The sequence below is a fragment of the Marinomonas sp. ef1 genome, from assembly GCF_002806845.1.
In the GTDB taxonomy this organism is placed as follows: Bacteria; Pseudomonadota; Gammaproteobacteria; order Pseudomonadales; family Marinomonadaceae; genus Marinomonas; species Marinomonas polaris.
In genome coordinates this window covers 150,588-164,729 of record NZ_NHTT01000005.1, presented here as the reverse complement: position 1 = coordinate 164,729, position 14,142 = coordinate 150,588, and the positions used below count along the sequence as shown (strand labels likewise).

11 protein-coding genes are annotated in these 14,142 nt (G+C 40.9%); 10 read left to right on the top strand and 1 reads right to left on the bottom strand.

Features of this window, described 5'->3' with window-relative positions; genetic code table 11:
• Positions 1-2,151 carry a glucans biosynthesis glucosyltransferase MdoH gene (gene mdoH / locus CCS02_RS08725; RefSeq protein ID WP_100186953.1) on the top strand — a complete coding sequence of 717 codons (2,151 nt, stop codon included), beginning with the start codon at positions 1-3 and terminating at the stop codon, positions 2,149-2,151.
• Positions 2,152-2,211: 60 nt separating this feature from the next.
• Here mdoH and CCS02_RS08720 read toward each other — a convergent pair whose 3' ends face one another.
• A complete protein-coding gene (locus tag CCS02_RS08720) occupies positions 2,212-2,694 on the bottom strand; it encodes an Lrp/AsnC family transcriptional regulator (protein ID WP_072838303.1) in 483 nt (160 codons plus the stop codon).
• Between the two features lie 159 nt (positions 2,695-2,853).
• On the opposite strand from CCS02_RS08720, the gene CCS02_RS08715 reads away from it, so the two are divergent.
• The 9 genes from CCS02_RS08715 to CCS02_RS08675 all read left to right on the top strand — a co-directional run bounded on the left by CCS02_RS08715 (position 2,854) and on the right by CCS02_RS08675 (position 13,776).
• Positions 2,854-4,959 (top strand): alpha-ketoacid dehydrogenase subunit alpha/beta, encoded by a 2,106-nt coding sequence (locus CCS02_RS08715; protein ID WP_100636367.1) that lies wholly within the window; start codon positions 2,854-2,856, stop codon positions 4,957-4,959.
• A gap of 10 nt (positions 4,960-4,969) precedes the next feature.
• On the top strand, positions 4,970-6,223 hold the full coding sequence (locus tag CCS02_RS08710) for a 2-oxo acid dehydrogenase subunit E2 (protein WP_100636366.1): 1,254 nt from the start codon (positions 4,970-4,972) through the stop codon (positions 6,221-6,223).
• Between the two features lie 491 nt (positions 6,224-6,714).
• Entirely contained in the window at positions 6,715-8,028 is a 1,314-nt protein-coding gene (locus CCS02_RS08705; RefSeq protein WP_100636365.1) for a four-carbon acid sugar kinase family protein, read from the top strand.
• The gene (locus CCS02_RS08700; RefSeq protein WP_100636364.1) at positions 8,029-9,255 is read left to right on the top strand and encodes a ribulose-bisphosphate carboxylase large subunit family protein; all 1,227 of its coding nucleotides are present in this window, start codon (positions 8,029-8,031) and stop codon (positions 9,253-9,255) included.
• A 13-nt stretch (positions 9,256-9,268) separates the two neighbouring features.
• Positions 9,269-10,105, top strand: a complete 837-nt coding sequence (locus tag CCS02_RS08695; protein WP_100636363.1) for a phosphogluconate dehydrogenase C-terminal domain-containing protein — start codon at positions 9,269-9,271, stop codon at positions 10,103-10,105.
• A 57-nt stretch (positions 10,106-10,162) separates the two neighbouring features.
• Positions 10,163-11,143: a DctP family TRAP transporter solute-binding subunit gene (locus CCS02_RS08690; RefSeq protein WP_072838298.1), complete on the top strand. Its 981-nt coding sequence runs from the start codon at positions 10,163-10,165 to the stop codon at positions 11,141-11,143.
• Positions 11,144-11,197: 54 nt separating this feature from the next.
• On the top strand, positions 11,198-11,716 hold the full coding sequence (locus CCS02_RS08685; protein ID WP_232728848.1) for a TRAP transporter small permease: 519 nt from the start codon (positions 11,198-11,200) through the stop codon (positions 11,714-11,716).
• A gap of 2 nt (positions 11,717-11,718) precedes the next feature.
• Entirely contained in the window at positions 11,719-12,987 is a 1,269-nt protein-coding gene (locus CCS02_RS08680) for a TRAP transporter large permease (protein ID WP_072838296.1), read from the top strand.
• A 30-nt stretch (positions 12,988-13,017) separates the two neighbouring features.
• Complete coding sequence (locus CCS02_RS08675; RefSeq protein ID WP_072838295.1) at positions 13,018-13,776, top strand: DeoR/GlpR family DNA-binding transcription regulator; 759 nt, start codon at positions 13,018-13,020, stop codon at positions 13,774-13,776.
• Positions 13,777-14,142 lie beyond the last annotated feature (366 nt).

The window sequence follows — 14,142 nt, the reverse complement described above, 5'->3', positions numbered from 1 at the left end:
ATGTTAAAGGATAGCGCAACAAAACTAGCATTGCCGCAAGCTTCGCCTTTGGATATGCCGCGTCATACCGTTGATGAAGCTCCCCAAGCTCGTAAGAAAAGATTACAAGGTTTTGCCGTTACGACATTTCTTTCGCGTTTGTTTGTTTTATTTTGCACTGCTGGGTTGTCTTGGTACGGTGCGACTGAAATGTACAGTGTGCTGAATACCAATGCGATTGCAGGCTTGCAGTGGGCGTTCTTGGTTTTATTTTGTATTAACTTTACGTGGATTTCTTTTGCGTTTTCCCAGGCAACGCTTGGCTTGATTTTCCAGCTGTGGCCATTTTCTCGCACTCGAAAAGAACAAGACGTAGGAGGCGTTACGGCTATTTTGTTACCTGTTTATAATGAAGATCCTCTGCGTATTCGTGCCAATATCCAAGCCATGCATGAAGACCTAATGAAACAAGCTCCGGGCAAGTTTGCATTCTTCATTTTAAGTGATACCAACAGAGCGGATGCATGGATTGCCGAGGAACAAGCGTTTCGTCCTTTGCTTAATGATGACGCTGCGGCTTGTCCTATTTATTACCGTCGTCGTTACAATAATGCCGAGCGTAAAGCTGGCAACATTGCAGAATGGGTAACGGGTTACGGCGGCGATTATGAATGCATGATTGTGTTGGATGCCGACAGTTTGATGGGGGCGGATTGCCTTATTTCTCTGACTCGTCGTATGGCAGCCGAACCGGGTTTAGGATTGATTCAAACTTTGCCAACTATCATTCGTGCGAACACTTTATATAGCCGTATTCAGCAGTTTGCCAACCATTGTTTTGGTCCTATTTATGCTTCTGGTTTGGCGGCGTGGCATGGTTATTCTTCTAACTTTTGGGGACATAATGCCATTATTCGTACCAAAGCATTTGCCGATGCTTGTGGCTTGCCAGTTTTAGAAGGTAAAGCACCTTTCGGTGGTCATGTGATGAGCCACGACTTTATGGAGGCCGCGTTATTGCGTCGTTCAGGTTGGGGTGTGCGTTTTGATACGGATCTGAAAGCGTCTTACGAAGAAGCGCCACCGTCGCTGGTGGATGTGATTGTACGTGATCGTCGTTGGTGTCAGGGCAACTTGCAGCACAAAGCCTTTGTATTTGCTAGAGGTTTTCATTTTGCGACTCGCTTGCACTTGATATCTGGCATCATGTCTTACCTAAGCGCGGTTTTTTGGTTGATGCTGATCGTGGTGGGTTTCGCCTTGGCAGTTCAGGCGTATTTTGTTCGTCCGGAATATTTTGCTAATCCATCGTTGTTTCCAACATGGCCAGTGTTTGATTTCGAAAAAGCGCGTTCTTTATTCATCCTGTCTATGGCGTTGGTATTAGCACCTAAAGTGTATGGTTGGTTGTCGGCTATGTTGAACTTCCGTCGTTGCATGCAATTTGGCGGTCCGATATTACTAACCTTAAGTACCTTGGTAGAGACCGTGCTATCGGCTTTGTACGCGCCGATTCTGATGTTGTCTCAATTCCAAGTTGTCTATGATGTCTTCAAGGGCCGCGACAGCGGCTGGAAACCTCAATCTCGTGACGATGGCGCAACGTCGTGGAAAGTCGCTGCTCGTGCGCACTGTAGTCATACTTTATTGGGCTTAGGATTGGCGAGTGGGGCGCTATTTTTAAGTATCGAGTTGTTTTATTGGTCTTTACCAATTAGCTTTGGTTTGATTTTGTCTATTCCATTATCTTGGATCAGTGGCGGTGCAAAACGTGGCAATGTGATTCATTACTTGGGCCTTATGCGCGCACCAGAAGAAAAGCGTCCGCACCCAATTATTAACATGCAAAGTCGCTATGATGAAGCGCAAAGCGAGCTAGATTTTGATGGTGCTTTGTCTTCTTTAAAACGTTTGTCATCTGATGCGACACTTTTTTATTGGCACCTTGCTCAAATGCCAATAGATGAACCAAACAAAGAATTTTGTCGCGCGTGGATTTGTGCCGAATGGCAAATCCTTAACAGTAACAATATTCAAAGCCTGTTAGATCATCTCAGTGAAAAAGAGTGTCTCGCTATTTTGCAACACCGTGAACTTATGGTAGCAATGGAGAAATACTTGCCAGAAGATAAGCGTGTGAGCAAACAGACAGAAGAGTTTGTGTTGGCTTAAGACTAGACTGAGGCGCAAAGAGAGGCTAATAAATGTTTCTCTTTGCGCCGTTTTTTTATATTACGAGTAGTCGCTTAGAGGGAATTCACTTAACGGGAATTCCCTTGTTATTTTTGGCTGTCTCATTGAAAACATGGTGTTTACCGAGCGAACGCCTTTTGCTTGTAAAAGTTGTTTGCTCAAAAGCTCATCATAACTATCTAGGTCTCTGGTGATGATCTTTAGTAGGTAGTCACAATCACCACTGACAGAATGACATTCCTGTATTTCAGGGCAGTTGCGTACGATGGAAAGGAAAGGTTCCAGTGTTTCTGGGTGATGGTTATCCATTGAGACTTGCGCGAAGGCGATCACATTTAAGTTCACCTTCTTCGGATTCAACTCTGCTGTATAGCAATTGATATAGCCTTCTTCTTCTAGGCGTTTTAAGCGTCGCCAGCAAGGTGCGGTTGAAAGGCCAATCTTATCTGCTAAATCTCTATTACTTAAACGACCGTCTTTTTGTAAGGCGGCAAGAATACTGATGTCAAATTTGTCGAGCATGAAAGTGTTTCCATTTTTTGTTATTTGAAGAAACTTTGTTGCTCAGTCTGTCAAAGACTCGGCAATTAAGAAAGATAATTTCGCTGAATCATAGATAAGATTAACTACATCATACTTATAACAATAAAGCTGAAAAGCAGCTGAAGATGGTGTACCTCTATGAATCAATTGCTAGAAAAAAGTAATCACGTCACAAATTTCATACGTCAAAAGCCTGAATTTAATTGGCTTCAAGTTAGTCAATTAATGCTTTTATCTCGTGCTCTGGATCAGATAGAAGAAAAAGAGTTAGTGCCAGAAAAGTTAGTGTTTAACCAGTTTTCTGCTCGTGGACATGACTTTGCTCAGATTATTTTAGGTTCTTTGCTGACACATCCTCACGATGCTGCAAGTGGTTATTATCGCTCTAGACCTTTTGTCATGAGTCTTGGAATCGATTTGGATGAAGTGGTTGCATCGCCTATGGCGAAAGCGGGCGGCTACAGTGATGGTAGAGACATCGGCGTGGTGTGCAACTATCCAAATGTTGATAGAAAGGGCGCTATGTTATTCCCTATGTGTGGCGGTGTTGGCGCACAATATTCGCCTATTTCTGGTTGGGCGCAATCCATTCTTTATCACAAAAATCAGTTGAACGACTCAAGCTATACGGGCGCTATTGCTGTTTCAATGGGTGGCGATTCCTCCATGTCTACAAGTGGTTTTTGGGCGGCATTAAACATTTCCACGACCAACAACTTACCGCATTTATTTTACATTGAAGATAATGGTTATGGCATTTCAGTACCTCAGGAAGTGCAAACGCCTGGCGGTGACCAGGTGGCGAATCTTAAAGCCTATAAAAATCTGAAGATTATTGATGGCGACGGAACCGACCCGGAATTGACTCCAGCACTTATACAAGAGGCTGTCGACTATGTCCGATCTGGGCAAGGTACTTGTTTACTTCGACTAAAAGTCCCGCGTTTATGTGGTCACACATTCCAAGACACTCAAACTTACAAAGATGCTGACTTTATTGCCGATGAGCAATCCAGAGATCCGCTTCCTAAGCTAAAAAGCTATCTATTAAATAATGGCTTAATGACCGCAGATGAATGGCAAGATTTGGAAGACGAAAGTTATCGTAATATCCGTAATGCGGTTGATAAAGCGAAGGAGCGTCAGCAACCCGATCCAGAAAATCTTACACGCTTTGTTTATGCCGAAAAAGATCAGGTTCAGCTTCGGGGTGGATTAGCGGCAAGTGGTCATGTATTTCCAGCTCAAAGCGATCAGCCTAAGCCTGAAGGTTCTCGTCTTAACATGCTAACGGCGATCCGCAAGACACTTGATTACGAACTAGAAACGAACCCTAAAGTGGTTGTATTCGGCGAAGATGTTGGACCGAAAGGCGGTGTTCACGGAGCAACGCTTGGGCTAAATGAAAAGTTTGGCGGTAATCGAGTATTTGATACTAGCTTATCTGAAGAAGGGATTATTGGTCGTTCTGTGGGGATGGCGTTGAGTGGCTTGATGCCAGTGCCAGAAATACAGTTCCGCAAATATGCTGAGCCTGCAGCTGAACAACTTTCTGATACCGGCATTATGCGCTGGCGCACTAATAACCAATTTGCTGCGCCCATGGTTGTAAGAATTCCGGGCGGGTTTGCCCGTCGAGGTGATCCATGGCATTCCATGAGTGACGAAGTGGAGTGGGCGCATAAAGTCGGTTGGCAATTGGCTATGCCTTCAAACGCTGAAGACGCTGTTGGTTTGCTGCGTTTTGCCCTAAGAGACAATAATCCGACTATTTTCTTTGAGCATAGATCTTTATTGGATAATAGCTGGTCGCGTCGTCCATATCCTGGTGATGACTATGTTATCCCATTTGGGAAAGCAAAAACGATCCTTACTGGCACCGCATTAACGGTAGTTTGTTGGGGCGCGATGGTGGAGCGTTGTCAAAATGCAGCAACGAGTCTTGATATGAGTATTGAGGTGATTGATCTTCGAACCATTCAGCCTTGGGATAAAGAAGCGATACTTGCCTCTGTCGAGAAAACCGGACGTTGTTTGATTGTTCATGAAGATAATAAAACCGCTGGGTTTGGGGCTGAAATCGCGGCGACGTTAGCCGATGAATTGTTCTTTAGTCTTGATGCGCCGATTCAACGATTGACTATGCCTGACATTCCTAATCCTCACAATTTTCTCTTGTTAGAAAAAGCCGTGCCGAGTGAGCAAAAGATCGCTCTCGCCATGAAAAAACTGATTGAAGTGTGAGGGGGAAACGATGAACGAATCAATGACTATTACGCTTCCAGTGGGTGCTTTAGAGGGAACCGCGGCGGTATTTTCTACTTGGCTGGTAGAAGAGGGTGATCATGTTCGAAAAGGCGATCCCATATTAGAGCTGGAAACAGACAAAGTATCGATGGAAGTGTGTGCTGAAAATGATGGCTTCATTAGAAAAATCTTGGCGACATCGGGTGATAATGTTGATGAAAAGACCATCCTTGGCTACTTAAATTGTGGTGAACAATCAGAGTTAGATAAAGTTTCGGTAGATAAATCATCATCTCCTGTTGCTAATGACGCTTCGAAAAATGTAGCAGTTGTAGAAGTTGCTAAATGCGACTTGGCTGACGGTGGCTCAAAACGCCATTTAATCGGACCTGCGGTCAGAAAACTATTGAGAAAGCATAATCTGAACTTGTCCTCTATTGATGGTACCGGTAAAGGTGGACGTGTTACGCGAGATGATATTTTAGCCTTTATTGATACCCAAGCTAGCAAGGAGCAAAGCAACTTAAATGTTTCTACTTCAGCTGAAAAATCGCATGGTTTAAAAAGTAAGCTGGTTCCTCATACTGCCATGCGCAAGAAAATCGCCAATCATATGGTTGATAGTTTGCTTCATACATCGCCACACGTAACGAGTGTTTTTGAGATGGATATGGGACGAATCATAGAGCACAGAAAAATGTGCAAAATGGGCTTTGAAGAAGCGGGTGTAAAACTGACTTTTACCGCTTATTTCTTGGCGGCCAGCGCGAAGGCAATGCAAAAAGTTCCTGTCGTTAATTCGCGTTTTCATGATGATTGCTTGGAAATATTTGAAGACATTAACATAGGTGTTGGCACCGCGTTAGGCGATGATGGATTGATTGTCCCAGTCGTTAAACAGGTTCAAGAGAAGAACTTGTTTGAAATCGCCTCAGCCCTACAGCAACAAACAGACAAAGCCAGACAAGGTAAACTGGCTGCCGCAGACATGAGAGATGGTACATTTACCATCTCAAATCATGGCGTGAGCGGAAGCCTATTTGCTACGCCGATTATTATCAACCAGCCTCAGGTTGCTATTTTGGGGATCGGGAAACTTGAAAAAAGAGCCGTGGTGGAAGAGGTGGATGGTGAAGACATTATTGTCATCCGACCAAAATGCTATGTGTCTCTTAGTATCGATCATCGAGCCTTGGATGCATATCAGACTAACTTATTTCTGAGTCATTTTGTCGAGGTGATAGAAAACTGGGGGAAATAATGACCTATGACATGGGGCGTTGTGTAGTGATCCCCATGTCATTCTATCGTCTTCTGATGAGCTGAATTTCAACTCTATGTAGTAAGAGGTGTTTCCTTTTCTCATAAAATACATGGGTATATTTTGAGGATTTAAAATCATTTTTACATTCTTTCTAGCATTTTCTCTTCTCTTCTCTTCTCTTCTCTTCTCTTCTCTTCTTTAACCACGTTCGTATTTAAGCTTTCTTGCTATTTTTGATGGTGTTTAGAGTCCTATTGCATTGCTATAGTTGGTTTTTCTATATTTTTTATGCAAATCTCATGTGAATTTTATGATTGTAAAAAAGATTTTTTTGATTTATTTTTGTTTATATGAAGGTAAATAATCAAAATAATGATTGAATAGATATGATTTTTTGAGTATTTTAAATCATAACAATGACATTGTGCTTAAGGTTTGTTCTTCATCTCTTAGTGGAATTGTCAAAAAATAAGAATAAGGAATTGGTTTTGAACTCAACAGTAGAATTGGCATTTTACGGAGACGATTTCACCGGCTCCACTGATGTACTTGAAAGTCTAAGTTTACGTGGCAAGAAAACGATTCTATTGCTTCGTGTGCCAGAGGGAAATGATACGGTTAACTTTTCTGATTACGACTGTGTCGGAGTGGCAGGGATAAGTCGAAGTAAAGATCCTGCGTGGATGAGAGCTGAATTACCGAAAGTATATCGTTATCTAAATTCTTTCGACCCTAAGTATATACATTATAAAGTCTGTTCAACTTTCGATTCTAACCTTCATAAAGGCAACTTGGCTGTTGCGACTCAAGTTGGCATTGATGTTTTGTCTCCTCGCTGGACTTCTATTGTGGTGGGAACGCCAAAAATTAAGCGCTATGTTTGCTTTGGTGAGTTGTTCGCTGATTCAAAAGGGGAGACTTATCGCATAGACCGACACCCAGTGATGAGCTGTCATCCTGCAACACCAATGACAGAAGCTAACCTGGTTAAGCATATGCGTCAGTTGGGTGAGGTTGATTGCGCCTCAGTTAATTTGAGTATGTACTCCGACGACTCTGCGGCGACTAAATTAGAGCAATTTATTGCTGAGAATAAAGTGGTTATCTTTGATTCTGTTGATCATTCCTCTCAATCCAAAGTTGGGGCGCTGATTAATGAGCATTGCCAAGAGGGTCTGCATTTTTCTGTTTCTTCATCTGGCTTCGAAGATGCTGTTTATAGCCAAAATAAACTTGTCGAGAATATCAATATCACGCCTAAGTCTAGGATTTTGGTGCTATCCGGTAGTTGTTCTTCTATTACAAGTAGTCAAATTGATTATGCGTTGAGCCATGATTTTATTCCCGTTGAACTTGATATCGCCAGATTATTGATACTTGAAAACAGGTCTCAATATTTAGATGAGATCGTTCAAACTTGTATTGATTTACTTAGTAGTAATAAATCGCCTTTGGTGTATTCCGCTTTGGGTCCTCAGAAAAGCGGTTCAACGACCACTTCTCAAGACGGAGATCTACATTTTGATGAAATGCTTGGTAGTTTCCTTGGTGCTATTGCTTTAGCCGTTACAAAGACGGGTCTTATTGAGCGACTTGCTGTCGCAGGTGGTGATACCTCAGGTTACTGTATTCAAAGTTTAAACTTAGATGCTTTGACGTTTATTGCACCACTTTGCCCAGGTGTTCCTCTATGCCGAGCGCATGCTCAAGACAGTGATATAGATGGGTTAGAGCTTGCTCTTAAAGGTGGGCAAATGGGATCTGAAGATTTCTTTGTTCGATTATGCTCAGGAGGAGAGTAAATGATGGATAGATTTGAGGTTACGTACTTAATTCATAGTTTCATCAGTTTAGCTCAAGTTGCTGAGAAAATTTGCAATGATCAAACAACTGGAACTTTTACGAAAATTCCAGATATCTCAAGTCGTAATGTGGGATGCTTTTCGGCTGAAGTTATTTCTATAGAAGAAAGCTTTGTTTCATCATTAAAGCAATATCGTGGTCGTGTGATTATCTCTTACCCTATTGATTTATGCGGATATGACTTGTCTGCTATTTTCACAATTGCTTGTGGTGGGGTCTCATCTATTAAGGTGATTGAGCGTTTAAAAATAGCAGACATTCAATTCACCGATCAATTTGTTGCTCACTTTCAAGGTCCAAAATTTGGTATTGAAGGTACTTATCGCAAATTGGGAATGTCAGAGGGGCCAGTGATCGGTGGGATTTTAAAACCGAATATTGGTATCACCCCTGCAGACAGTGCGAATCTGGTTGCGCAATTGGTGGCTGCTGACATTGATTTCATCAAAGACGATGAAAAACTACAAAGTCCTCCATATTCACATGTAAAAGATCGCATCGACGCTATTATGCCTGTTATTGATGATTGGCAGCAGAAAAGCGGTAAAAAAGTTATTTATGCATTTAACATTTGTCATTCAGATATTGGTGAAATTGAACGTAATCATGAGTATTTGAAAAGCAAAGGCGGTGATGCTGCTGTTATAAACGTCAATCAAATAGGTATTTGCGGTTTAGATTCAATTAATAAGTTTAGTGACGTTATTTTGCATGCTCATACTAATGGGCTGGCTTTTAATGAGCGCAGCGATTGGGGGATTTCTTTCAATGTTTGGCAAAAAGTTTGGCGTCTATTAGGCATAGATCATCTTCAAATTAATGGTATTGATGGGAAGTATTGGCAAGGTAATGATTCCGTGATGGAGGCTTATTATGCAATGACTCAACCTCTTGGCCATTTATCTGCAACTTTACCTGTTTTTTGCTCCGGTCAGTGGGGTGGTCAGGTGCCAGAAACCTACAATCGAACAGGTAAATCTACAGAACTAATGTATCTCGGCGGCGGTGGTATACATGGTCACCCATTGGGTGCTCAGGGTGGAGTAAAAGCCATTAGACAAGCTTGGGATTCCTGTATCTCAGATCAAAATATATATGATTATGCCGTGACTCATCCTGAGTTATCGCAGGCATTATCGTATTTTTCTCATAAAGCAAAACAATAAAAGTGGAGTAAGTATGACAACTATATCTTTAATCGGTGCAGGCGGAAAAATGGGCATGCGTTTGTCTAAAAACCTGCAAAATTCAGATTATAAGGTTAATCACGTTGAAATAAGCGAGCAAGGTCGTAAGAACCTAAAAGAGCAGCTTAATATTGATGCGATTGGCCCTGATCAGCAAAATTCGGCTTTAGAAGCATCTGATGCTGTTATTTTGGCTGTGCCGGATACTCTCATTGGAAAAATCAGTAGTCAGGTTTGTGAGCATTTGAAACCGGGGACTATGGTTGTGGTTCTTGATGCTGCTGCACCGTTTGCTGGTCATCTCCCTAAGCGTGATGATCTTGTGTACTTTGTGACTCATCCTTGCCATCCAGTCATTTTTAATAAAGAACTTAATCAAGATGCTTTAAATGACCACTTTGGTGGTTTACATGCAAAGCAAAGCGTTGTCTCAACTTTACTGCAAGGTCCTGATTCTGCATGGGAGCTTGGGGAAGATATTGCGAAGACTATCTATGCACCGATCAAAAATTCGTACCGTGTTACTTTGCATCAAATGGCAATGTTAGAGCCAGGTTTGTCTGAAACTGTTTGCGCAACTTTGTTGACTGCAATGCGTCAAGCTATGGATGAAGTGGTTGATGGTGGTGTTCCGTATGAATGTGCTCGTGATTTCCTTTTGGGCCATATGAACATTCTGTCAGCAGTTATTTTTGATGAAATTGATGGTCAATTTTCTGATGCTTGCAATAAAGCAATCGATAATGGTTTGGATAAGTTGCTCTACCCAGATTGGAAGAAAGTCTTCAATAAAGATGAACTCGCTCACAGTATTCAGTTAATCACTTAAGTAAATCTCAATTTATAAAATGATCATAAGCAATAACGTAAATTAAAGGAAACCCCAATGAATATAATAAAGACAAAAATAATTCAATGTGCTGCTTTAACTACTCTCGCCCTTTCTCCGTTGGCTCTAGAGGCTAAAACCATTAACCTCGCTTTTACCCAAACGATGGATTCACAATATGGTGCGGCCGGTAATGCTTTTAAATCAGAATTGGAAAAGCTAAGTGACCATAAAATTGAAGTCGATTTGAAACCTGCGGGTGCTTTGGGTGGTGAACGTGAAGTGGTTGAGAGTCTGCAGTTAGGCATTATTGAAATGACTATTTCTTCAACGGGGCCTTTAGGAAACTTTGATAAAGATGTTTATCTGTTTGATTTTCCTTATGTATTCGAAAGTTATGATCATGCGCATCGCGTACTAGATAGTCATATAGGGAAGGATATTCTTAACGGAATGTCAGAGCATCAGATTAAAGGTTTGGCTTGGGGGGAAAATGGATTCCGCCAGCTTACTTATAATGGTGACCCGATCTTGAAGCCTGAAGATCTTAAAGGTAAAAAGATCAGAACGATGGAAAACTGGGTTCATTTAGCGACATTTAATGCATTAGGTGCTTCGCCAATCCCAATGTCTTGGACGGAAGTATTCACTGCGCTTCAACAAGGAACGATTGATGGGCAAGAAAATCCGATCAATCTTGCGGTAACATCAAAGCTTTATGAAGTTCAAAAACAAGCCTCTATGACTCAGCACCTATATAGTCCAGCTGTTATTGCTATGTCTCAGGGATATTGGGATGGACTTAACTCAAATGAGCAAAAGTGGGTTCAGCAAGCGGCCGATGTTGCAGCTAAAGTGATGCGTCAGTCGCGCGAGAAACTTGAAAATGAAGCTTCTGATCAGCTGACTCAAAAAGGTATGACTATTCATAAAGTGGATATAGCACCTTTTGTAAAAGCTACCGAGGGTGTTCGTAATAAGATCGCCAAGGAAATGGAGTTTACTGAGAAACTAGCTGAAATAAAAAGCATGAAATAATAGGTTAAGAAGGCTGGTATGAAAGTATCAGCCTTCTTATTTGAGGATACGAAAATGGCAAAATTCATTATTAAATTTAGTCGATTCCTTAATAATTCTGCTTTAAATGTTTCTGCGGTTCTTATGGGGCTCATGGCTTTATTAGTGTTTTATCAAGTCATCACTCGGTTTGTATTTGGTGCTCCATCAGCTTGGTCTGAAATCTCGGCTAGGGTGATGATGGTATGGATGGTTTATATTTCTATGAGCTGTGTATTTAGCCGTGGAAGTATGATCAGTATTACTTTTTTTGTGGAAGTACTGCCAGATATCTTTGGTTTATGGGTAAAACGAGCGGTTACCATCATTGTGCTGATTTTTTTTGGTGTGTTGATATGGTATGGCTGGGATATTGCGGTAAGGGTAAAAAATCAGAATGTCGCTATGTTAAATATTTCAGCGTTTTGGCTTTATATCAGTATCCCTATTGGCGCTGTTCTAAGCATTCCGTCCTTACTTGAATGGCATATATTAAATGTCGAAAATAAATCTGAACCTGCCGATCTTAAAATAACTAAAACCGCAGAGGTCTAGTCATGCCAACAGCCATTGTTTCGTTATTACTTACATTCATTTCTTTGTCTGTACCTATTGCCGTCGCTATTGTTATTGCGTCAGCAGTAGGGCTTTATTTTTTCAGTAACCTCCCATTAATAATCATTCCACAGCGAATGTTTATTGGTCTAGATAGCTTTCCATTAATGGCTGTTCCTTTATTTATCTTAGCCGGAAATATTATGGGGCAAGGGGGCGTTTCAAAACGTTTGGTAACTTTTGCAAAATCTCTTGTGGGTAACCTTCAGGGTGGTTTAGCGATTTCTTGTGTTATCACCAGTATGATTTTTGCTGCCGTGTCTGGGTCGAGTGTTGCGACAGCATATGCTGTCGGAGCGATCTTGCTTCCAGCGATGATAGCACATGGTTATCCTAAACCTATGGCGACGGCGATTCAGGCGTCTTCTGCGAATTTGGGAATTGTTATTCCTCCATCTGTGCCATTAATTATGTATGGTGTTAGTACCAATACATCCATAGGTAAGCTCTTTCTTGCTGCAATAGGCCCAGGGCTGCTTATGGGCGTCGCTCTTATTATCATGGTTATTGTTTGGTGTATTGTGACTGGACATGGCAAAAATGATGCAAATGATCAACAGAGTTTACTTGCTTCATCAAAAGATGCCTTACTGGCTTTGCTAATGCCTACCATGATTCTTGGTGGAATTTATGGTGGTGTTTTCACTCCAACTGAAGCTTCAGCTATCGCTGTTATTTATGGTCTGATACTGGGCGTTTTTGTCTATAAAGAAATCTCGTTTAAAGATATACCAAGGATACTTAAAGGTTCTGTGGTATCAACGTCTTCTGTGATGCTAATTATTGCGGCAGCTTCATTGTTAAGTTTTCTTGTGAGTCGGTCCGATTTGCCTCAGCTACTTTCTACTTTTGCTACGGATAACTTTTCGACTAAGTTACAGTTTTTCTTAGCGGTTAATTTGTTGCTTTTAGTTGTTGGTATGTTTGTTGAAACATCTGCTTCGATTTTACTACTTGCACCTATACTTGCCCCCATTGCTATTATTTATGGTATTGATCCTGTTCATTTTGGTGTGGTGATGGTTGTAAACTTGGCCATAGGTATGTTTACCCCTCCACTTGGGGTAACCTTGTTTGCTGCGAGCCAAGTGGCTGAAATCCAGGTTGAAAAAGTCATATTAGCGACGTTGGTGCCTTTAGGAACTTTGCTCTGCTGCTTGGTTCTTATTACAATATTTCCTTCGATTACACTATTTTGGGTGAATTCGTGATTATTTACTTAACTAGGGTGACCAAAGTTGATGAAAAAACAGCACCGCTATAAAGATATAGTTGATTACTTAAAAGATACTAATTTAACGACTGTTGATGAGCTTGTTCAGACTCTAAATGTTTCTCCTGCAACAGTAAGGAGAGATTTAATCGATCTAGAAAATCAGGGTGTTGTTAGAAGGACTCATGGTGGTGTCACTTTAAATAATTTTGTTGCGACACAGCTTTCTGTTCAAGAAAAAAACCAATTATTTAAGGCTGAAAAGGAAAGGATATCTAAAGCAGCAGCTGAGCGAGTTGAGTCTGGGAATTCTATTATTTTAGATGCCGGCACGACGACAATGGAAATTGCGAAAAATATCACACATCTTCCTCTTAGGGTTATCACCCCTGATTTAAGAATTGCGCTGTTTTTAAGTGAATTCAAACAGATTGAAGTAACCATGTTTGGTGGGGAGATTGATAATGCCAGCCAGTCTTGCGTTGGAGAGCATGCAAGAAGGCTACTTCAGTCTATTCATACGGATATTGCTTTTATAAGTAGTAACTTTTGGAGCTTTGAGCATGGTGTAACTACGCCAAAAGAAGCAAAAACAGCGCTTAAAGCCGATATGATGAAGTGTGCTGAAGAAAGTATTCTAGTGGCTGATAGTAGTAAATATAATAGCTTTTCTTTGTTTAAAGTGGCAGAACTTGATCAGTTTTCAGAAATATATACAGACAGTGAACTCAGCCAAGAGGCCAGAGAAAAGCTGATGAGTTTTAATGGTAAATTGCATATTTTGTGATGTTTTATTCATATATTTGAATATGTCAAAAAATACAACACTGGTATTTCCTAGATACTCAGAGGAAATATCAGTACTAAACAAAAAAATGTGATTTTTAACATCTACTAATCATGTTTCACGCAGTTTCCCCTGTTATTTTGATGGTTTCCTATCTAAATTCGATTTTATAAATGTTATTCTACTCACTAAGTTGCGTGAAAACTGGCTGTTTTCACGTTTTTTTGTGATTTCAATCTGGAATTTCTTGGTTTTGTGTCTTAAATAACATTAATCTTAACAAAATAAAAATATTTTTGTTAAATATAACTTTTAAAATGTTATTTTTGGGTTTATAACATACTCAAGAGGTTTGCTATCGAAGTG

Excerpts from the sequence above, each read along its gene's own strand:
- mdoH (WP_100186953.1), top strand. The coding sequence starts at position 1 with ATGTTAAAGGATAGCGCAACAAAACTAGCATTGCCGCAAGCTTCGCCT.
- CCS02_RS08695 (WP_100636363.1), top strand. The coding sequence starts at position 9,269 with ATGACAACTATATCTTTAATCGGTGCAGGCGGAAAAATGGGCATGCGT.
- CCS02_RS08680 (WP_072838296.1), top strand. The coding sequence starts at position 11,719 with ATGCCAACAGCCATTGTTTCGTTATTACTTACATTCATTTCTTTGTCT.
- CCS02_RS08700 (WP_100636364.1), top strand. The coding sequence starts at position 8,029 with ATGATGGATAGATTTGAGGTTACGTACTTAATTCATAGTTTCATCAGT.
- CCS02_RS08675 (WP_072838295.1), top strand. The coding sequence starts at position 13,018 with ATGAAAAAACAGCACCGCTATAAAGATATAGTTGATTACTTAAAAGAT.
- CCS02_RS08690 (WP_072838298.1), top strand. The coding sequence starts at position 10,163 with ATGAATATAATAAAGACAAAAATAATTCAATGTGCTGCTTTAACTACT.
- CCS02_RS08720 (WP_072838303.1), bottom strand. The coding sequence starts at position 2,694 with ATGCTCGACAAATTTGACATCAGTATTCTTGCCGCCTTACAAAAAGAC.
- CCS02_RS08685 (WP_232728848.1), top strand. The coding sequence starts at position 11,198 with ATGGCAAAATTCATTATTAAATTTAGTCGATTCCTTAATAATTCTGCT.
- CCS02_RS08715 (WP_100636367.1), top strand. The coding sequence starts at position 2,854 with ATGAATCAATTGCTAGAAAAAAGTAATCACGTCACAAATTTCATACGT.
- CCS02_RS08710 (WP_100636366.1), top strand. The coding sequence starts at position 4,970 with ATGAACGAATCAATGACTATTACGCTTCCAGTGGGTGCTTTAGAGGGA.